Source organism: Acinetobacter sp. 12966, from assembly GCF_031196995.1.
GTDB lineage: Bacteria > Pseudomonadota > Gammaproteobacteria > Pseudomonadales > Moraxellaceae > Acinetobacter > Acinetobacter geminorum.
In genome coordinates this window covers 22,689-43,100 of the sequence record NZ_JAVIMC010000098.1, presented here as the reverse complement: position 1 = coordinate 43,100, position 20,412 = coordinate 22,689, and the positions used below count along the sequence as shown (strand labels likewise).

18 protein-coding genes, 4 tRNA genes and 1 pseudogene are annotated in these 20,412 nt (G+C 40.1%); 19 read left to right on the top strand and 4 right to left on the bottom strand.

The window, feature by feature from the left end; translation table 11 throughout:
• Positions 1-140 precede the first annotated feature (140 nt).
• The 14 genes and pseudogenes from rpe to RFW85_RS15605 all read left to right on the top strand — a co-directional run bounded on the left by rpe (position 141) and on the right by RFW85_RS15605 (position 10,314).
• On the top strand, positions 141-827 hold the full coding sequence (gene rpe / locus RFW85_RS15670) for a ribulose-phosphate 3-epimerase (protein ID WP_000043044.1): 687 nt from the start codon (positions 141-143) through the stop codon (positions 825-827).
• 356 nt (positions 828-1,183) lie between these two features.
• A complete protein-coding gene (locus RFW85_RS15665; RefSeq protein ID WP_170248457.1) occupies positions 1,184-2,005 on the top strand; it encodes a Cof-type HAD-IIB family hydrolase in 822 nt (273 codons plus the stop codon).
• A gap of 103 nt (positions 2,006-2,108) precedes the next feature.
• Positions 2,109-2,504 carry a hypothetical protein gene (locus tag RFW85_RS15660; protein WP_170248456.1) on the top strand — a complete coding sequence of 132 codons (396 nt, stop codon included), beginning with the start codon at positions 2,109-2,111 and terminating at the stop codon, positions 2,502-2,504.
• A gap of 41 nt (positions 2,505-2,545) precedes the next feature.
• A pseudogene (locus RFW85_RS15655) lies at positions 2,546-4,481 on the top strand (copper resistance system multicopper oxidase).
• A complete protein-coding gene (locus RFW85_RS15650; RefSeq protein WP_216076533.1) occupies positions 4,468-5,223 on the top strand; it encodes a copper resistance protein B in 756 nt (251 codons plus the stop codon). The pseudogene RFW85_RS15655 and the gene RFW85_RS15650 overlap by 14 nt, the downstream one beginning before the upstream one ends.
• A 28-nt stretch (positions 5,224-5,251) precedes the next feature.
• On the top strand, positions 5,252-6,247 hold the full coding sequence (locus RFW85_RS15645; RefSeq protein ID WP_216076532.1) for a cation transporter: 996 nt from the start codon (positions 5,252-5,254) through the stop codon (positions 6,245-6,247).
• 149 nt (positions 6,248-6,396) lie between these two features.
• Complete coding sequence (locus RFW85_RS15640) at positions 6,397-6,717, top strand: multidrug efflux SMR transporter (protein ID WP_002115842.1); 321 nt, start codon at positions 6,397-6,399, stop codon at positions 6,715-6,717.
• A gap of 12 nt (positions 6,718-6,729) precedes the next feature.
• Positions 6,730-7,209, top strand: coding sequence for a methylated-DNA--[protein]-cysteine S-methyltransferase (locus tag RFW85_RS15635; protein ID WP_170248454.1), 480 nt, complete (start codon positions 6,730-6,732; stop codon positions 7,207-7,209).
• Between the two features lie 133 nt (positions 7,210-7,342).
• Positions 7,343-8,563, top strand: coding sequence for a bifunctional glutamate N-acetyltransferase/amino-acid acetyltransferase ArgJ (gene argJ / locus RFW85_RS15630; protein ID WP_068529833.1), 1,221 nt, complete (start codon positions 7,343-7,345; stop codon positions 8,561-8,563).
• A 144-nt stretch (positions 8,564-8,707) separates the two neighbouring features.
• A complete protein-coding gene (gene nadA, locus RFW85_RS15625) occupies positions 8,708-9,772 on the top strand; it encodes a quinolinate synthase NadA (RefSeq protein WP_002115913.1) in 1,065 nt (354 codons plus the stop codon).
• A gap of 142 nt (positions 9,773-9,914) precedes the next feature.
• A tRNA-Pro gene (locus RFW85_RS15620) sits at positions 9,915-9,991 on the top strand.
• Positions 9,992-10,047: 56 nt separating this feature from the next.
• A tRNA-Arg gene (locus RFW85_RS15615) sits at positions 10,048-10,124 on the top strand.
• 33 nt (positions 10,125-10,157) lie between these two features.
• Positions 10,158-10,233: transfer RNA gene (locus tag RFW85_RS15610), tRNA-His, on the top strand.
• Positions 10,234-10,237: 4 nt separating this feature from the next.
• A tRNA-Pro gene (locus tag RFW85_RS15605) sits at positions 10,238-10,314 on the top strand.
• Between the two features lie 158 nt (positions 10,315-10,472).
• On the opposite strand, the gene add is transcribed toward RFW85_RS15605, so the two are convergent.
• Positions 10,473-11,468 carry an adenosine deaminase gene (gene add, locus RFW85_RS15600; protein ID WP_170248453.1) on the bottom strand — a complete coding sequence of 332 codons (996 nt, stop codon included), beginning with the start codon at positions 11,466-11,468 and terminating at the stop codon, positions 10,473-10,475.
• 402 nt (positions 11,469-11,870) lie between these two features.
• Between add and RFW85_RS15595 the strand changes: the two genes are divergently transcribed.
• Entirely contained in the window at positions 11,871-13,046 is a 1,176-nt protein-coding gene (locus tag RFW85_RS15595; protein WP_170248452.1) for a zinc-binding dehydrogenase, read from the top strand.
• 105 nt (positions 13,047-13,151) lie between these two features.
• On the opposite strand, the gene RFW85_RS15590 is transcribed toward RFW85_RS15595, so the two are convergent.
• Positions 13,152-14,099, bottom strand: a complete 948-nt coding sequence (locus tag RFW85_RS15590; RefSeq protein WP_170248451.1) for a LysR substrate-binding domain-containing protein — start codon at positions 14,097-14,099, stop codon at positions 13,152-13,154.
• A 245-nt stretch (positions 14,100-14,344) separates the two neighbouring features.
• Between RFW85_RS15590 and RFW85_RS15585 the strand changes: the two genes are divergently transcribed.
• From RFW85_RS15585 to RFW85_RS15575, 3 genes are all read left to right on the top strand, one after another.
• Positions 14,345-15,565 carry an acyl-CoA dehydrogenase gene (locus RFW85_RS15585; protein WP_170248450.1) on the top strand — a complete coding sequence of 407 codons (1,221 nt, stop codon included), beginning with the start codon at positions 14,345-14,347 and terminating at the stop codon, positions 15,563-15,565.
• Positions 15,566-15,790: 225 nt separating this feature from the next.
• A complete protein-coding gene (locus tag RFW85_RS15580) occupies positions 15,791-17,113 on the top strand; it encodes an MFS transporter (protein WP_170248449.1) in 1,323 nt (440 codons plus the stop codon).
• Between the two features lie 52 nt (positions 17,114-17,165).
• Positions 17,166-18,395: a CaiB/BaiF CoA-transferase family protein gene (locus tag RFW85_RS15575; protein WP_170248448.1), complete on the top strand. Its 1,230-nt coding sequence runs from the start codon at positions 17,166-17,168 to the stop codon at positions 18,393-18,395.
• Between the two features lie 86 nt (positions 18,396-18,481).
• On the opposite strand, the gene RFW85_RS15570 is transcribed toward RFW85_RS15575, so the two are convergent.
• Together RFW85_RS15570 and RFW85_RS15565 are read right to left on the bottom strand one after the other, a co-directional pair.
• Positions 18,482-19,141 (bottom strand): VOC family protein, encoded by a 660-nt coding sequence (locus RFW85_RS15570; protein WP_170248447.1) that lies wholly within the window; start codon positions 19,139-19,141, stop codon positions 18,482-18,484.
• Positions 19,142-19,155: 14 nt separating this feature from the next.
• The gene (locus tag RFW85_RS15565; RefSeq protein ID WP_032042435.1) at positions 19,156-19,704 is read right to left on the bottom strand and encodes a TetR/AcrR family transcriptional regulator; all 549 of its coding nucleotides are present in this window, start codon (positions 19,702-19,704) and stop codon (positions 19,156-19,158) included.
• Positions 19,705-19,801: 97 nt separating this feature from the next.
• On the opposite strand from RFW85_RS15565, the gene RFW85_RS15560 reads away from it, so the two are divergent.
• Entirely contained in the window at positions 19,802-20,335 is a 534-nt protein-coding gene (locus RFW85_RS15560) for an HPP family protein (protein WP_170248446.1), read from the top strand.
• The last annotated feature ends 77 nt before the right edge of the window (positions 20,336-20,412 follow it).

The window sequence follows — 20,412 nt, the reverse complement described above, 5'->3', positions numbered from 1 at the left end:
GGCCATTAGCATTCTATTGTTGCAACGTTACGTTTCATGTTTGAAATGTTGTCATTTAAGCAAGGAAGGGCGGGCCAAGTAGGTTCTTTTTTGTTATAATTTTTAGCCTCTCCTTAAACTTCTAGCCAGGTCATCCACCTATGTCCAAGCCTTATTTGATTGCTCCTTCTATTTTATCTGCCGATTTTGCTCGTTTAGGCGAAGATGTAGACAAAGTGTTAGCCGCAGGTGCAGATGTAGTGCATTTTGACGTGATGGATAACCACTATGTTCCAAATTTAACTTTTGGTGCAGGTGTATGTAAGGCTTTAAAAAACTATGGGATTACAGCTCCTGTTGATGTGCATCTAATGGTATCTCCAGTTGATCGTATTATTGGCGATTTCCTAGAAGCTGGGGCAGATATTATTACATTCCACCCAGAAGCATCTCACCACATTGATCGTTCATTACAGCTTATTAAGTCTGGTGGTGCTAAAGCAGGTTTGGTTTTTAACCCAGCAACACCATTGCATTATCTAGATTATGTACTTGATAAAGTTGACCAAATTTTATTAATGAGTGTAAACCCTGGTTTTGGTGGACAAAAGTTCATTCCAATGACTTTAGAAAAATTACGTGAAGCTCGTAAAATTATTGATGCAAGTGGCCGTGATATCCGTTTAGAAGTTGATGGTGGTGTTGGTCCTGCAAATATCCGTGAAATTGCAGAAGCTGGTGCAGATATGTTTGTTGCTGGTTCAGCAATTTTTGGTCAACCCGATTATAAAGTTGTGATTGACCAAATGCGTGCAGAGCTTGCGAAAGTAGGCAGTGTTGATGCTTAAAAAGATAGAGTTAATCTAAAATAAACCTGTGGATAACTTTGTTTATAACTGTATGGATAACTGTGTTGATAACCGTATGGATAAGATGTTGGTAAAATAAACAAAATTAGATCAACCGTTTATTCTATAGACAAAAACTATGAAAAAAGAACGTTTTGGCGTTCTTTTTTTATGCGTGTTGAATAATTTATTAGCTAGTTTTTTATTAAGCTTTGCTAAAAAATAACCTGTGCAAAAAACAATGCATCTCTGTGTAAAACTTTTTGTGCATGCATACGTATAAAACTGTAAAAGTGTCATGAAAAATAAAGCTAAATTTGGTTTAATAAGTTTTTAGTAAGAGACCTCGATTATTAATGACAGTAAAAATTTTAGCGGTAGATATGGATGGGACTTTTCTTAATTCCAAAAAGCAGTACAACAAAGCACGTTTTTTAAAACAATATGAACAACTAAAACAAAATAATATTCATTTTGTGGTAGCCAGTGGTAATCAACTTGCAAAACTTGTTACCTATTTTCCAGAAATTAATCATGAGATTGCTTTTATTGCAGAAAATGGCGCACATGTTGTAGATGCTGGGCAAGAATTAGCTTTTGCTCATTTAAGTCAGCAACAATACGTTGAAATTTTAAAAGCGATTGACCCAGCGTATACCTCAACCATGGTGATCTGTGGAAAAAAAAGTGCTTATGTGCATAGCAGCATGAACGCAGAGGACTATGCCAAGGTTGCCCGATATTTTGAAAAGCTGACAGTTGTAGATGACTTTTATGCACTAGATGACTTAGTGTGCAAAATTACTTTTACGGCTCAGGAAAACGAGAGCTTTGCGATTTTTGAGCATTTTCAGAAGCAAAGTTTTGTAGCAGATAAAGTTTTGGTACCTGTTTCAAGTGGTTTTAATTTTATCGATTTGATTCTTCCCGACCAGCATAAAGCACACGGTTTGAACTTATTACTACAAAAATGGCAGGTTGAAACTAATCAAGTGGTTGCGATTGGTGATAACAACAATGATATGCAGATGATTAAAGCTGTGGGTTATGGGTTTGCAGTTGAAAATGCAGTAGAAGCATTAAAAGCAGTGGCGCCTTATACTACTGTAAGTAATGAGCAAGAAGGTGCATTAGAGGTGATTGATTTAGTACTTCAGCATCAACCCCCATTTGCTTAATTGCTCTATAACAAGCAGTTAAGATAGAAAATTGTATCTCTTTTAAAACTTCGTTATGCTAATGGCATTAAGATCACTCATCGGCTCTAGGCGATAAATCACAATGGCTCTACAACACTTACGCAAGTATGCTTGGTTTGTGTTCCTAATGGCTTTCGTCATTGGGTGGAGTGGTGTGTCTATTGCACAGAAGCCTATGCAACATGATCTTCATACTATGCCGTGTCATAGCGAAAAATTTTCGCATAACAATATGCATACTCAAGCAAATGATCAGCCTGTATGTAATCAAAAGATAACACAGTCTCTTCATTCGCATGGAGAGCATTGTCAGGACTGTAACCCTGTCCATTGCCAAATGGTGAATTTTGCTCTGCAGCAAGCTGTACCAGACGTTGAATCCCCATTTATTCCTATTTCATATCAATTTAGCAGTATTTATCAGGCTCAACATTTAGCCGGATACTGGCAAGAAATTTTACGTCCTCCTAAAGCTTGATCCTTATTTACTTATTTTTTTAATTAAAAAGGATCACAGCAATGTCTCATAAAACAATTAGCAGCTTAGTCGCTGTATTTGGGCTATTGGTTTCACCATGGTCACTCGCAGCAATTAAGGAATATCACCTTAATATTAATGAACAACAGGTCAATGTTACGGGCCAACCTTTAAAACGAATTACCGTAAATGGCAAGTTTACAGCACCACTCCTTGAGTTTGAGGAGGGGGATGACGCTGTTATTCATGTTCATAATCAGTTAAAGAATCAAGATACCTCTTTGCACTGGCATGGGTTATTACTGCCAGGGTTAATGGATGGTGTACCGGGTTTCAATGGTTTTAAAGGAATCGCTCCAAATGGAGATTTTGTTTACCGCTTTAAGGTGAAACAAAACGGCACGTATTGGTATCACGCCCATAGTAAAGGCCAAGAGCAAGATGGTTTATATGGCCCGCTCGTGATTTATCCAAAAGGAAAAAATACCTGTTGCTGCTCATGAGAAAACTGATCGTGATTATGTAGTGATGCTTTCAGACTTTCATAATTCTTCTAGCGATAGCATTATGAAGAATTTGAAGAAATCTGCTGAGTATTATCAAAACCGCCGTGAAACCGTATCTGATGTTTTGAAGCAAGTTAAAACACAAGGTTTAAAAGCAACTTGGCAAGATCGTTCGATGTGGAATCAGATGCGGATGTTAAAAACCGATATGTCTGATGTGACGGGCTATACGTTCTTAGTCAACGGCAAAACACCTCAGCAAAACTGGACAGGTAACTTTAAGACTGGTGATAAGGTTCGATTACGATTTATTAATGCATCGGCCATGTCATTTTTTGATGTCAGAATTCCAAATTTGAAAATGACTGTTGTGAGTGCAGATGGACAGCCAGTTAAGCCTGTTGCAATTGATGAGTTTCGTATTGGTACAGCTGAAACCTACGATGTCATTGTAGAGCCTAAACAAGCAAATTATCAGATTGAAGCCGAGTCTATTGACCGTAGTGGTTTTGCTATCGGTACTTTGCATAATGAAAGTGCACAGGCTGTAGGCCCAGTTCAAATGCCAGAACCACGTCCACGCGCTTTGTTAACCATGGAAGATATGGGCATGAGTCATGGGGATGGAAATGGTGAACATGCTGGCCATCAAATGAACATGCAGCATGACATGTCGTCCATGCCTGAAATGAAAAAAGAAGAGAGCCATGCTAATCATGATTCTACAATGATGAAAATGGATCATGACATGAAAAATATGTCATCTGGCCAACACGACCATTCTATGATGCAAATGAAGCACGACATGTCAGCGATGCCTGAAATGAAGCATGATATGCAGGCAATGTCAGCTAGCGAGCATGACCACGCTATGATGAATATGAATCATGAGATGCCGATTCAAGCTGACAATAAGACTAAAAGGGATGAGCCAGTTTATGGCTGGGCAAATGCTTCAACACCAGCGGGTATGAAGGCACTCCAATATAGCGATTTGCAATCTTTAACACCTCAACCAGATACTCGTGCACCGGAACGTGAGTTAGTCATTCGTTTAGGTGGCAACATGGAACGTTATATCTGGACCATTAATGGCAAGAAATTTAGTGATACGACACCATTACAAGTTAAGTATGGCGAACGCATCCGCTTGAAGTTTGTGAATGACAGCATGATGGCTCACCCAATGCATTTACATGGCATGTTTATGCAGTTAGAAAATGGCCAACAAGCTGAAAACTTACCAAATAAACATACCCTTATTGTTCCACCTGGAAAGACGGTTACTGCGTTATTGACAGCCGATGCCTTAGGAGAATGGGCGATTCATTGCCATCTGCTCTATCACATGAGTGCCGGAATGATGAATAAGTTGATTGTTGCTCAAGTAAATGATGGAGAACAACCTGCTCAAGCTCAACCACCAGTTCAATCTAAAAATGAGAAAGGAGCTAGTCATGCGCATCACTAAGTTATTTTCTCAAATGTTATGTTGCAGTGCTTTCTCGAGTATATCTATATTTACTTTTGCTCAAGAACCTTTTACACATGATCATTTACGCGAACACGGTGGTCAGATCTATCAAGCAACTACGATTGATACGGGATGGACTCAAAACGAAGAGGGAGAAGGTAGTTTTTCTTCGGAATTAGAAACTTGGGTGGGAACGGATGAAAACAAATTGTTCATTAAAGCCCACGTTGAAAAAGCAGAGTCAGAAGATGCTAATTACGGCGGTTCAGTACTTTATAGCCGAAATGTAGCTGACTATTGGGATGTACAGGCCGGTGTAAACTACGAACGTTTACAAAGAGAAGATGAAAAGCAAGATCGCTGGGCCGGTGTAGTGGGTTTACATGGCATGGCACCTTACTTTTTTGAAACCGATGCTTATCTTTATGTAGGTGAAGACCAGCTATGGAAGTTAAGTCTAGAAACAGAAAGGGACTTACTCTTTACCCAAAAGTTAATTGGTAAACCTTATTTAAAAGCAGATGTTGTTTTGCAAGATGAATCTCAATATGCCAGTAAAACAGGTTTATCAAGTTTACAAGCTGGTTTTCAAACCCGTTATGAAATCAACAAAAAGGTCATGCCATTTGTTGATGTCGGTTATGGCTATGAGAAAGGTTTAAAACAAACTGATTGGCAAACTGGAACCGACTCTGAACATGGTTGGTATTATGGAGCAGGGTTAACGCTAAAATTCTAATTTACGAACAAAAAGTAAGCTTAAACATATGCCATTGGTTTATACTAATTGCATTGTTTTTTGTGTCAGTTATGGTGCAAAGATGGCTTTAGAAAAACAAGAGAATCAAATACATTTAAGTAAAACTAGCTCTAGCTGTGGGTGCTCAAGCACGACGTCTCAGGAGTGTTTCACGCCTAGTGAACCTGTGGCTAAAAAGAGTCAATGGGTAAGTTATTACCATATCCCCCGAATGGACTGTGCAGCCGAAGAGCAAATGGTACGGATGGCTTTAGCCTCTTACAATGACGATATTCAAGAACTTCATTTTGATTTACCAGCGCGTCATTTGGCGATTTATCACAGTGTTCAGGCTGAAATGATTACTCAAAGTTTACAGCGTCTAGGATTAGGAGCAGAGTTACAACAAACGCAGCCACATTATGAACCTGTTGAAAAACCTAAAAAGGTTCGAGCTAGTTCTTCAACCAATGCAGCACAAAAGCAAGTTTTACAATGGTTGTTACTGATTAATGGCGTCATGTTTGTCATTGAGTTTATGGCCGGCATCATCGCTTCCTCTACAGGATTAATTGCCGATTCGCTCGATATGTTTGCTGATGCTGCAATTTATGGCATTGCTTTATTTGTGGTGGGTGAAAATCTAAATGCGCAATTAAAGGCTGCGCATCTTTCAGGATGGTTGCAGTTTGGCTTAGCCATGATTGTGTTAATCGATATGTTGCGCCGTTTTATTTATGGCAGTGAACCTGTTTCAATTCTCATGATTTTAATTGGCGGATTAGCTCTTGCGGCCAATATTAGTTGCCTTTATTTAATGAGAGACCATAAGGAGAGCGGGGCACATATGAAGGCGAGTTATATCTTTTCTGCAAATGATGTCATCGTTAACTTAGGTGTCATTATTGCAGGGATATTGGTTGCCATTACTGGTTCGCGTTATCCTGATTTAATGATTGGATTAATTATTGTTTTGTTTGTTTTAAATGGTGCACGAAAAATTTTACAGTTAAAAAATGAATAATATTTTCTGATAGAGGCAAGCCTGTGTCAGGGTTTGCCTTCATTTTTTATTTTAAAGTAAACTGAGTCCTCACATAAAGGAGGAACGACCTCCCCCATAATGGGACATCATGTCGGGACGACCTGACGCTATAAAAATTAGTGAATGTTATGGCTTGGGCTATTTTAATTTTAGCAGGTGTATTTGAAATCATTTGGGCATATTCTATGAAAATGTCTGAAGGTTTTACACGTTTAACCCCTAGTGTTATTACCGTAGTTTTTATGATTTTGAGTGTAGTACTGCTTTCAATATCAATGAAAACTTTACCTCTTGGCACTGCCTATACGGTTTGGACAGGCATTGGCGCAATTGGGTCATTTCTTGTAGGTATATTTTTTCTTCATGAACCTATTGGAGCTATGCGAATGATTGCCGCTGTATTAATTGTGTCAGGTTTGGTTTTAATGAAAATTTCATCGCCGTCTTAAGAGAATAAAACTATGTTGCTGTCTTATAAGTATATCAATTCGCCTGTTGGGCAATTAAAGCTGGTTGCGAATGAAAATGCTTTGGTGGCAGTACTTTGGGACAATGAAAATCCAAAACGTGTTCGACTGGCCGAGCTGGTCGAACAACTTGAGCATCCAGTTTTATTAAAGACCGAACAACAATTAAAAGAATATTTTGAAGGCAAACGCCGTGAATTTACATTGTCGTTAGATTTCGAAGGGACTGCATTTCAAAAACAAGTATGGGCTGCTTTACTGACCATCCCTTATGGTGAAACAAGAAGTTATAAAGATATTGCTGTTCAAATTGGCAATGAAAAAGCGGTGAGAGCAGTTGGCGCGGCAAATGGCAAAAACCCGATTTCCATTATTGCACCTTGTCATCGAGTCATTGGTGCGGGTGGGGCATTAGTTGGTTTTGCTGGTGGGCTTGATAAGAAAGATATTTTATTAAAACTAGAGCAACAATGAGCCGTTTTTGCGCTCGATTTTTTTAGACTTTTCTACTAAGCTGTCCACTATGATATTTCATAAGGTCGGTGCTTTACTGCATTGCTTTTTTTGAAATATTGATCTTATTCAACAAACTTTGGATGTTCTAAAAATGGCTGTCGGTGACGTAACAATGCCACAAATGCATGTGGTAAAAGGTGTAAAAATTGGCTCAACAGAAGCATATGTACGTTACCAAAACCGACGAGATTTAGTCATTTTTGAGTTTGCAGAAGGTTCAAATGTTGCTGGTGTATTTACTCAAAATGCATTTTGTGCAGCGCCTGTTCATGTCTCTAAAGCTCATCTTGCCGAAGGTAATCCGCGCTATTTAGTAATTAACACGGGTAATGCCAATGCAGGTACTGGACCTACAGGTTTGAAAAATGCTCAGGATACTTGCGCGAAGTTAGCTGAGCTTGCAGGAGTTAACAGTTTTGAAGTACTTCCGTTTTCTACAGGTGTGATTGGTGAGCAGCTTCCAATGGAGCGCTTACTTGCCGGTCTTCAGCCTGCGTTAAATACCCTGCAAGACGCGGCTTGGAATGATGCTGCATCTGGCATTATGACCACAGACACTGTACCTAAAGGCGCATCTGAACAATTTGAGCTTGATGGCATTACTTATACCATGACAGGTATTAGTAAAGGCGCTGGCATGATCCGCCCGAACATGGCAACTATGTTAAGTTTTGTGGCAACAGATGCACCTATTAGCCGTGATTTAGTACAAAAGCTATTAAAGACCACGGTTGAGCATTCATTTAATCGTATTACGATTGATGGTGATACCTCAACAAATGACTCTTGTATTTTCGTAGCAACAGGTCAGGCAGGTGGTACTGAAATCACATTAGACAGCGATGCACGCTACGCTAAAGTGTTAGAAGTTCTTGCTCGTGTAATGAATCGTTTAGCACAGTTAATTGTCCGTGATGGTGAAGGGGCGACGAAATTTATTACTGTTGCTGTAGAAGGCGGCGCAAATACTCAAGAATGTTGTGATATTGCTTATAGCATTGCCCATTCACCACTTGTCAAAACTGCACTCTTTGCATCGGACCCGAACTGGGGACGTATTTTAGCTGCGATTGGCTATGCAGGGGTTAAAGACTTAGACGTGTCTAAAATTCAAGTGTGGTTAGACGATGTACAAATTTGTAAAGATGGTGGCGCAGCTGAGGACTATACCGAAGAAGCGGGCGCGCGTGTTATGGCTCAAACCGAAATTACCATTCGTGTTGATTTAGGACGTGGTCAGGCCAAAGACACAGTATATACCTGTGACTTATCTTACGACTATGTCAAAATTAATGCTGATTACCGTTCTTAAATATCAGTTATAATCAAGCCTCGACAAAGAGGCTTTTTTATTAGCCCCATCTTTTGATATTAAATGATTCAATCCATAAATCATTTAAGCAGTAACGTTATATGCGAGCAGGTATGCCAGCATGAAGGATAGAGAAGACGTTTTATGAGTGATGCGACTTTAATTGCCAACGATGCAAAAAACATTGTACAAGCGCATTTAGACCGTTTAGGTGAGCCAAAAGACAATCGCTTAAGTGAAGAAGCAAAACAACAAAAGTTTGCACAGATCGAAGCAGAGCTCAAAAAACGTGATGCTGTCCTTGTTGCTCATTACTATTGCGACCCTGAAGTACAAGAACTTGCCGAAAAAACAGGTGGATGCGTTTCTGACTCTTTAGAAATGGCCCGTTTTGGACGAGATCATGCTGCCTCAACACTAGTTGTTGCTGGGGTCAAATTTATGGGAGAAACAGCAAAAATTCTGTCTCCTGAAAAAACAATTTTAATGCCGACACTCGAAGCAACCTGTTCACTCGATTTGGGCTGTCCTGTTGATGAGTTCACGGCATTTTGTGATCAGCACCCTGACCATACCGTAGTTGTTTATGCCAACACATCGGCTGCTGTTAAAGCACGTGCCGATTGGGTCGTGACTTCGAGCTGTGCTGTTGAAATTGTTGAACATCTAGACAGCTTAGGCGAAAAAATTATTTGGGCGCCAGATCAGCACTTAGGTCGCTATATTCAAAAGAAAACTGGTGCAGATATGTTGCTTTGGGATGGTGCATGTATTGTGCATGAAGAATTCCGTGCACGTGGCATTGCCAACATGAAAGCACTGTACCCAGACGCTGCTGTATTGGTACATCCAGAATCGCCAGAATCGGTTGTAGAAATTGCAGATGCAGTAGGTAGTACTTCTCAACTGATTAAAGCTGCGCAGACTTTGCCAAATGAAAGACTGATTGTGGCAACTGACCGTGGCATTTTCTACAAAATGCAGCAAGCGGTTCCCAATAAGATTTTAGTTGAAGCGCCAACAGCGGGTGAGGGGGCAACTTGTCGTTCATGTGCTCACTGTCCGTGGATGGCAATGAATGAACTCGACGGAATTTTAGAAGTTTTACAAAAAGGTGATCAGGAAATACACGTCGATCCAGCACTTGCTGAACGTGCCAAAATGCCTTTAGATCGAATGTTAGCCTTTAGTGCATCGTTAAAACGTTAAAAAACCTCAAAATGCTTGTTAAATATACATTTGATAAGGATTTTTAACTTTTTTTGAGAATAGGTGTTGACGTCTGAGGGCGTCGCGCCTAGAATGCACACCGTACCGCACGATGTGCGATACAGCAAAAGCTGAGATAGATCGGAGCATAGCACAGCCTGGTAGTGCACCTGGTTTGGGACCAGGGGGTCGTAGGTTCGAATCCTACTGCTCCGACCACTTAAAATAATATTTTAAGATCGGCGAAGTATCGCATGATAAGCATCATCGGTTAAGCGCCTGTAGCTCAGTTGGATAGAGCATCCGCCTTCTAAGCGGATGGTCACAGGTTCGAATCCTGTCAGGCGCGCCATTCGGTAGCTTGGTACATAGAACTTATTTGATGGTGGATGTAGCTCAGTTGGTAGAGCCCTGGATTGTGATTCCAGTTGTCGCGGGTTCGAATCCCGTCATTCACCCCAATTTCGGAGCATAGCACAGCCTGGTAGTGCACCTGGTTTGGGACCAGGGGGTCGTAGGTTCGAATCCTACTGCTCCGACCATATTTAAAATCGTTCAAGCTTTATAAAATATCCCAAATATTAAAAATAATTTCTTCTTGTCTTATTGATAGAAGGAATTTTTTTGTTTTATATATCTAAATTTTAATTCAAACGCCTCCAATATTTGAATTCGTCTCCTTATATACATATAAGCTCTGTTATTGATATTTCTGCCTTAACTCATCTTTTTCTTGATCTGATAAAAATGCGATTTTAAGACCGTTTTCTTGAGCTGTATAAATTTGCTCAGGGGTTAATCCTGCCAATGGGGCAGCAGTTAAATATTCATGTTGTATCTCAATGCCTTCTACTGCTGGGTCATCTGTATTAATAGTGGCAAGTACACCATGTTCTAAAAAAGTCTTTAATGGGTGCTCTGCTAAAGAGGGAACTGTATTGGTTTGAATATTTGAGGTGAGGCAAGATTCAATACCAATTTGGTGTTTAGCCAAATAATCTAAAAGTTTTAAATCTTGAACTGCTTTAACACCATGTCCAATTCGTTCAGCACCTAATTCTTCAATAGCTTGCCAAATACTTTCTGGGCCGGCAGCTTCGCCTGCATGTACTGTAATGTGCCAACCTGCATCACGCGCTTTTTTAAAGTGATCAATGAATAAATTGCCCGGAAAACCAAGCTCATCTCCAGCGAGATCCAACGCTTTAATATCATTTTTATGGGCAAGTAGGGCATTTAATTCTTTTTCGCAGGCTTCTTGACCAAAAGTACGACTCATAATGCCGATTAAATTCGCTTTTACTCCGTAAGCTTGACTACCTTCTTTTACTCCAGCAATCACAGCTTCAACAACGCCCTCAAGGGGGAGTTGATGTGTCATGCCCATATAACCCGGTGAAAAACGCAGTTCTACATAGTCTAGGCCTTGCTGTGCTGCATCTTGCATGTTTTCAAAAGCAATGCGTTTGCAGGCATCTAGGCTCGCTAATACTTTTACGCCCCAATCGAGCTTAGATAAAAAACTTAATAAGTCGGGTTGGTTATCCATCACTTGTACGTGTGGTCGTAAAGATTCAATGTCGTAAGCAGGCAAATCTAAATTGTATTGTTGCCCCAACTCTAAAATGGTTTGAATGCGGATGTTGCCATCAAGGTGGCGGTGTATATCTGTAAGCGGGAGCGTTTTTGTAATCATAGATTTCTTCTTACTCTGTTCATCTTAATTTATCATGCCTGTTTAGATGCACTGATAAAAGTTTGGATTTGCTATGTTTTTGTGAAAAGCTTTGAGTTGAGTTTTTTGAACTTACTATATTTGTATAAGTTTTAATTTTGATGACATTGTTCTGGCCTAAGAAGACAACGCAGCCTGTGTAAGATACAAGCACCAAGATTTTTATTGTTTTTAATTTCGCTGAGCCTTTTTTTGTTGACTCTTCAAGAGTGGATTGGCTGAAGAATGGTCATTGGTATTTTGCCTTTTAGTTGTAAAGATGAATAAAGGCTTGCTAAAGACCAAACTGATAAGGCGATTAATTTATCTGTAGAAATCTATTTCTGGCAAGTAAATGAAAAAGAAGAAATAGGAAGCGCTCAAATGAAGTCGGTACTTTGTCATCAAGCAACGTTGCAAGTCGTGGACCAACCGAACTTAATGCCTGCAAAAGGGCAGGTTTTATTGGAAGTGGTGCGATGCGGGATCTGTGGTTCAGATTTACATATGCAGCACCACTGCGACCACATGCATAATTTAGCTGCACGTGTCGGGTTTAATGGTTTAGCCAAGTCTACAGATTCGTTTGTATTGGGGCATGAGTTCTGTGGCAGGGTTTTAGACTACGGCCCAAAAACACGTCACAAATTTAAAGCTGATACACTTGTTTGCGCAATGCCGCTTTTAAACGTTGATCAGCATGGTTATTTGTCTACGGGACTTTCGCCAAATGCTTCGGGTGGTTATGCCGAGCAAGTATTGGCTCAATCAAGCTTGATGTTTGAAGTCCCGAATGGTCTAGATGCGGATAGTGCTGCCATGACTGAACCTATGGCGGTTGCATTGCATGCTGTTCGCCGTAGCCGTGTAAAAACTAGTGAACCTGCTATTGTGATTGGCTGTGGACCTGTCGGGCTAGGTGTCATATTAATGCTTAAAGCGGCTGGGGTTAAAACTGTGGTTGCCAGCGACTTTTCACCAAACCGTCGTAAGCTTGCCGAGCAATGTGGTGCAGATATTGTGGTAGACCCTAAAGAGACATCGCCATTTGCCAACTGGAAAGAGTTTGGTTTGCTTGGTAATGTTTCTGATGCCATTAACATGGGGATGGGACTGTTTGATAAGTTACAAGCGACTCGCTTACCGTGGTGGCATGGATGGCGCATGATTGATAAATTGGGTGCTCTGCCAAAACGCCCTGTTATTTTTGAGTGTGTCGGTGTACCGGGTGTTTTGCAGCAAATTATTGAAGGGGCGCCTTTGTTTTCCCGAATTGTCGGGGTAGGCGTATGCATGCAAAGTGACAAAATAGAACCAGCACTTGCGATTAATAAAGAGCTAGAAATTCAGTTCGTGTTGGGCTATACACCGCTTGAGTTCCGAGATGCACTACATATGATTGCAGAAGGTAAAGTAAATTGCTCACCGCTCATTACTGGTGTTGTTGGCCTAGAAGGCGTAACTAATGCATTTGAAGCATTACGTGATCCTGAACAGCATGCAAAAATTTTGATTGACCCGAAACGTAGCGGTTCAGATATTCAATTAATGAGTCATTAATTTCAAAGTCATTTACACTTAACTAAAAAGATTGTGATTTGATTAATCACAATCTTTTTTTATGAGTATAGTTCGCGTTATTGGGCATAAATAAAGGCTATTGGGCTAATTTGAATTACTCTTTAGCTGCTCTAACTCTTGGTAAATCCACTCAACAAATTTTTGAATAGTCGGTGAGATATCTTGGCTCGAATGAATGAGATAGTACTTTCGGCTACCTTTTAGTTTCTTATTGGAAACAATCACCAGTTCTTTTTTTTGTAGTTCAGACTCAATCAGCATTTGTGGAATTAAAGCCATTCCCATGTCATGACTCGCGGCAACCGCAAGCATTGAAAATAACTCATGGCGTTGTCCATCAAAAGGCTTAGGGTGTTTCATCTGATGGGTTAGAAACCATTCTTGCCAAATGCTAGGCCGAGTGGTTTGTTGTAGTAGGGGAATTTTTAGTAAATCCTCGCAGCTTAGATCATAGGTATTTTCATTAATCATCACAGCATCTGGAAAATACTTTTCGATGAGCCTTGGTGAGCATACAGGTACAATTTCTTCATCCATTAAATAATGTGCTTGTATGCCGGGCCAGTGGTCAATTTGCTGCTGCGTACCTGCAAAAATGGCAGCGTCAAAAATATTGTCATTAAATAAAAAGGGCTTGGTACTAGTTTCTAAGTGAACTGTAATTTCAGGGTGTTTTTGATTTAAAAGATGGAGCTTGGGTAATAACCATCGCGTTGCAAAGGTAGGAACCACACCTAACTTTAATGTTCCACCTAAACCCTTATGAGAAATCACATCGGCCGTACATTTCTCTAGCCCTAACAAGTAGGGTTTAATGCTTTTAAAATATTGTTGTCCTGCAATGGTCAGTTCAACACCATGCCGAGTACGGATAAAGAGTTCAACGCCCAAGAAGTCTTCTAACTGCTGAATTTGGCGCGAAACTGCACTTTGAGTAATGCATAGCTCTTGCGCAGCATAGGTATAGCTTAGATGTTTTGCTGCACTTTCAAAGCAAATTAGACCCTGAATGGAAGGGATGCTTCTTCGCATAAATAAATCCTTTTATTTGTCGTCATATTTCAAAACAGCATATGATCTACATGCAGGTATCTAAGTTTAGTATAAAAATAAGCCATTTTTAATGAAATACAACGAATTAAATATCTAAAGTTTATGCGTCTTATTTTAAATATGCGTAAGTCGCATATCTGCATGAACATTTATCGTTTGATTACTGCATTTTTCACGCATAACATCGAGTTAAATAAAGAAGATCAAATCATGCAGAGGATGCGATGAATCACATGGTGACAACAAAAAAAGCAAAAGTTCAATTTAACTGGCAAGACCCATTTTTAATTGAGCAACAGCTTAGCCCAGATGAGCGCATGATTCGTGATGCGGCTCATGCCTATTGCCAAGAACGTTTGCAACCACGTGTACTTGAACAATTCCGTCATGAAACAACAGATCCATCTATTTTCCGTGAAATGGGAGAGCTTGGCTTACTGGGGCCAACCATTCCTGAGCAATATGGCGGCGCGGGTTTGAACTATGTGAGTTATGGTTTGGTTGCGCGTGAAATTGAATATGTTGACTCAGGTTACCGCTCTATGGCGAGCGTGCAAAGCTCATTGGTGATGGTTCCAATTCATGAGTTTGGTAGTGAAGAACAAAAGCAGAAGTACTTACCTAAACTAGCTACGGGTGAATACATTGGCTGTTTTGGTTTGACCGAGCCTGACCATGGCTCAGACCCGGGCAGTATGATTACCCGTGCTAAAAAAGTTGATGGTGGTTACCGTTTAACTGGCGCAAAAATGTGGATTACTAATAGCCCAATTGCCGATGTATTTGTCGTCTGGGCAAAAGAAGTTTCTGCTGAAGGTAATGTGGGTGATATTCGCGGCTTTATTTTAGAAAAGGGTTGGGAAGGGCTATCTGCGCCTGCCATTCATGGCAAGGTTGGTTTACGTGCATCGATTACAGGTGAAATTGTAATGGATAACGTTTTTGTACCTGAAGAAAATGCATTCCCTGAAATTCGAGGTTTAAAAGGCCCATTTACCTGTTTGAACAGTGCCCGTTATGGTATTGCATGGGGTGCAATGGGTGCTGCCGAGTTCTGCTGGCATACTGCACATCAATACACCATGGACCGTAAACAATTTGGTCGTCCGTTGGCTGCAAATCAGTTGATTCAAAAGAAACTCGCAGATATGCAAACTGAAATTGCTTTGGGTTTACAGGCAGCTTTACGTTTTGGCCGTATGAAAGATGAAGGTATTGCATCAGTTGAAGGCACATCCCTAATTAAGCGCAATAACTGTGGAAAGGCGCTTGATATTGCCCGCATGGCACGTGACATGATGGGTGGAAACGGTATTAGTGACGAGTTTGGTGTGGCACGTCATTTGGTCAATCTTGAAGTCGTAAATACCTATGAAGGCACACATGACGTTCATGCCTTGATTTTAGGTCGTGCACAAACAGGCATAGCCGCATTTAGTAACTAACTCACTCATTTTTAAAAATAGAGGTGTTCTTTCGGGAGCACCTTTAGGGATTTTTACGCAAAAATTTATGGAAAATGACAAGATTCATCGTAAGGATACTCATGTGAAGATGTCCTCTGTGTACTTAAAAGTAAATGTAAGACGATGAAAAGTAAAGAAGATTAAGTCATACAGAAAACATAAGTAAGCTATCGATGACTCATTTGGGAAAATGAGGAACTAAAGATGAACAATGACGTTCAAGTAATATCGAAAGAATTAAGAAATACATTTTCAAGTAACCTTGGAACATATGAAAAAATTGGACCTCATACATGGAAATGGGCGTTGTTATTTGCCTATTTTGCGATGGTGGTCGATGGCATTGATATTATGCTGCTGTCTTATAGCTTGACCAGTTTAAAGGCAGAGTTTGGTTTAAGTACCTTTCAAGCGGGTGCTTTAGGCAGTGCTTCTTTGGCAGGTATGGGGATTGGCGGTATTTTGGGTGGTTGGGCATGTGATAAGTTTGGCCGTGTACGAACGATTGCCAACTCGGTAACCTTCTTTTCGGTAGCGACTTGTTTGTTAGGCTTTACGCAAAGCTTCGAGCAATTTATGGCTTTACGTTTTATTGGTGCTTTGGGAATCGGAGCACTCTATATGGCTTGTAATACCTTAATGGCTGAATATGTGCCGACAACTTACCGTACAACGGTCTTGGGCACATTACAGACGGGGCAGACCGTAGGTTATATTGCTGCGACGTTATTAGCTGGTGCAATTATTCCAGATCATGGCTGGCGTGTTTTGTTCTTCCTGACCGTAGTGCCTGCTTTTGTTAATATTTTCCTACAACGATTTGTGCCAGAGCCAAAATCTTGGCAGCTCACCAAAATTGAAAGCTTACAAGGCAACAGACAACCTAAAGAAATGGTCGTGGCTGAAAAGCCAAAAAGTAGCAGTATTTACAAACAAATCTTTAATAACTTTAAGCACCGTAAAATGTTTTTGTTGTGGATGACCACAGCATTCTTCTTGCAGTTTGGTTATTACGGCATTAACAACTGGATGCCAAGTTATTTAGAAACAGAAGTACATATGAACTTTAAAAACTTAACCAGTTATATGGTGGGTTCATATACTGCAATGATTCTAGGCAAAATTTTAGCGGGTTATCTTGCTGACAAATTTAACCGCCGTGCTGTTTTTGTGTTTGGAACAATTGCCAGCGCTGTATTCTTGCCAATCATTATTTTCTTCAATACCCCTGACAATATTTTGTATTTATTGATCACTTTTGGCTTTTTATACGGCATTCCATATGGTGTGAACGCGACTTATATGGCTGAAAGTTTTTCAACCGATGTGCGCGGAACAGCCATTGGCGGTGCTTATAACATTGGTCGTGTCGGGGCAGCGATTGCACCAGCCACCATTGGATTCTTAGCGTCGGGAGGTACGTTTACCATGGCCTTTATTGTGATGGGAGCTGCGTATTTTGTTGCGGGTGTATTGCCGGGCTTATTTATTAAAGATCGTCAGTACGATCCACAAAGACAATCATAAACAATGAAAAGAAGGTGCGTTGAGTACTTTCTAAAAAGATAAGGGTATCGTTATGGGCGCATTACAAGGAATTCGAGTTTTAGATTTAAGTCGTGTGCTTGCGGGGCCATGGTGTGGGCAAATCTTGGCAGACCTTGGCGCGGAAGTGATTAAAATTGAACGTCCTCGAGTCGGTGATGACACCCGCATGTGGGGTCCACCATGGATGCCCGATCAAGACGGTAACATGACTCGTGAATCTGGCTATTTTCAGTGTACCAACCGCAATAAATATTCGGTTGCGGTAGACATAACCACACCTGAAGGTCAGGCCTTAATTTATGAAATTGCCAAGACTGCCGACGTGGTAATTGAAAATTATAAGACAGGATCTTTGGCTAAATATGGTTTGGATTATGCTTCCTTAAATGAGTTAAACCCAAATATTATTTATTGCTCGATTACTGGTTTTGGGCAAGATGGTCCACGTGCAGAAGAACCCGGTTATGATTTTATTATTCAGGGTATGTCTGGCTTAATGAGCATTACTGGCGAGCCTGATGATGTGGCTGGTGGTGGTGCACAAAAGGTTGGTGTGGCTGTGGTAGATATTCAAACTGGTCTATATTCTACCATTGCGATTCAGGCAGCATTGATTGCACGCTCGCACACGGGGCGCGGTCAGTATATTGATATGTCCTTACTTGATGTACAGGTCGCGGCACTGGCAAATCAGGGAATGAACTATTTAGCTTCGGGTAAAGCCCCACAGCGCATGGGTAATCAACACCCGAGTATTGTGCCGTATCAAACTTTTAAGGCTAAAGATAAAGAATTTATTATTGCGTGCGGTAACGATAAACAGTTTAAAGATTTGTGTATTGCGATTGGTTATCCAGAGTTACTCGAAAATGAAAAGTTTGTACGCAATCAAGATCGTGTCAAATATCGAAATGAACTGATTCCTTTATTGTCGGAGCACTTTCTGCAGAAAACTGCCAAAGAATGGGTTGAGATGATTCATGCTTTAAAAGTACCCGTAGGTGTTATCAACTCTATTGAAGATGCCTTGGCTGAACCACAAATCGTACATCGCAATTTGGTGGTGAACATTCCTCATCGTTTAAATGAAAACTTTCAAACGATTGGTTCACCCATCAAACTGTCTGATACTCCAGTTGAATATCATCATGCACCACCAGAACTAGGTGAACATACCGCTCAAATCTTATCGAGATTTAAAACAGCAGAAGAGCTGGCTGCATTAAAGGAGAAGGGCATTATTGATGGGAAAATTGCTTAAGCTATTGTCGCTTTTAATGTGATTCAATTTAAATGGAAACTGTGATTCGCAATAAATCACAGTTTTTTTATTAAAAAGTAAGAGCTTTAATATTTAAAAATAAGCGGCAACTCTGGTCTGAAATCATGAATCATTCCTTGAGGCTCATGATCAAAACTAATTTCCATTAAATGCTCCGATCCATCAGTTACTTCAAAATTATCAACTGTATTGAACAGTAATGAAGTAGGATGCTGCTTAAGGTTTGGAACAGAAACCTTAATCGCGGTGATTTCTGATAAATCTTTGCTATGCACAAGTGGTTGTTGTTTGTCTTTTACAGCAAGGTCTGGTCGTGAAGCAAATGAAAGGAAGAACCACATCGGTTCAGATACCACAGCATCTTTGGCAACATTTACTTCTAAGCTGGCTGGTAAATAGCTTGGCTTGTAAACCCAATGAGGAAATTTTGCGCCGTTATCATCTTTATTTTTAGGTCTAAAGCAAATTCCAAAAGGGGATGCGATATTATCTTGAGCACTGAGTCGTTCAAAAAGCAGAGTTGGTTTGGTGAGATCGCTTGAGGCTTCTTCTGGATTATTTAAAAAGATTAATTCGATAAAGCTATTTTTAAAGAAAAATCGTCTGTTTTCGGTACCTTGACCCGGGTGCTTGTTGGATGAACCTTCTGTTAGACCGAATTTTTTTAAAGTTTCAGCTTCGGGAGCGCCTGATTGTACACAAATAAAAATATGGTCCACTTCCATTTTAAGTTCTCATGCTAATGTTTATGAATATTAAATAATTGATTAATAGAGTTTTTCATGTTTGTCGCAAGTGTTTCATCGAAACCATCGACTAAAAAGCGGCTAATTAGCCCTTCAATCACCGTATAGATCAGCTCAGATAAAGCTTCACCATTGGGTATATTGCAGTTTTGTGCAATCAATACTTTAATCCATTGTTTATGGGCTTTAGAAATAGAAATAATGTCTTGATCATCTTGGTTAGATTCAGCGACAGCTCTTACAAATAAACAGCCCTTAAAAAAATCTTGTCTAAACCAGTTGGTATGCCAATCCAGAATTTTATTGATGGCCTCTAGCCCTGTTGCATCTCCCACATAGCCCAAAAGGCTTTGCTTGAATCGCTCATCACGTGCAACGAGCACAGACTTAACCAGTTGATTTTTATTTTTATAGTACGTGTACATGGTGGTTTTAGAGCAGCCAGATTCATCGCGAATCAGGTCAACGCCAACCCCGACAAAACTATTTTCATTAAATAACTTCTCGGCTGTATCTAATATTTTTAAGGCAGATTTTGACATGTGTCTTTTCCAAAAAATAAAATAGTACAGATCTGTACTATTTGAAATTTTATCTATATGCTTTTTAAAAAGCAATGTCTGTTTAAGGAATAAAACCATGTTCTCGATCTTTTATGGCAAAGAAAAACTGGCTCCGTCGCCCACTAAAGTTGATGTCTTAAGAAGCCTTGTTGGGGGGACGCTCAGTATTTTTATACTGTTGTGGTTGAGTAAGCTCACACACAATATCTTTATCATGGCGCCGTTTGGTGCAACCTGTGTATTGCTCTATACCGTGTCGCAGTCACCTTTGGCACAGCCCAGAAATATTATATTTGGGCATCTTATTTCGGCTTTTGTGGGTTTGTTTTTTCTAAAATTTGTCGGTGTTTCCATTTTTACAATTGCTTTTTCAGTGGGCTGTGCAATTGCGCTCATGCAGGTTTTTAAATGCGTTCATCCACCTGCTGGAGCTAATCCTTTGGTTATTTTGCTCACCGCAAGCAGCATACATTACGAGTGGAATTTCTTAATTTTCCCTGTTTTGGTCGGTGCAGTGTCTTTAGTTTTAGTGGCGATGTTCATTAATAATATTAAAGCGAGTACGAAATGGCCGATGTATGGCTTAGGAATTTTAAATAGTAAAAAGTAGAGACGGTATGAAATGTTTTGAGCTTAAAAATAATAAAAGTATTCACTATGCCAAGATAGTGAATACTTTTGAATGAA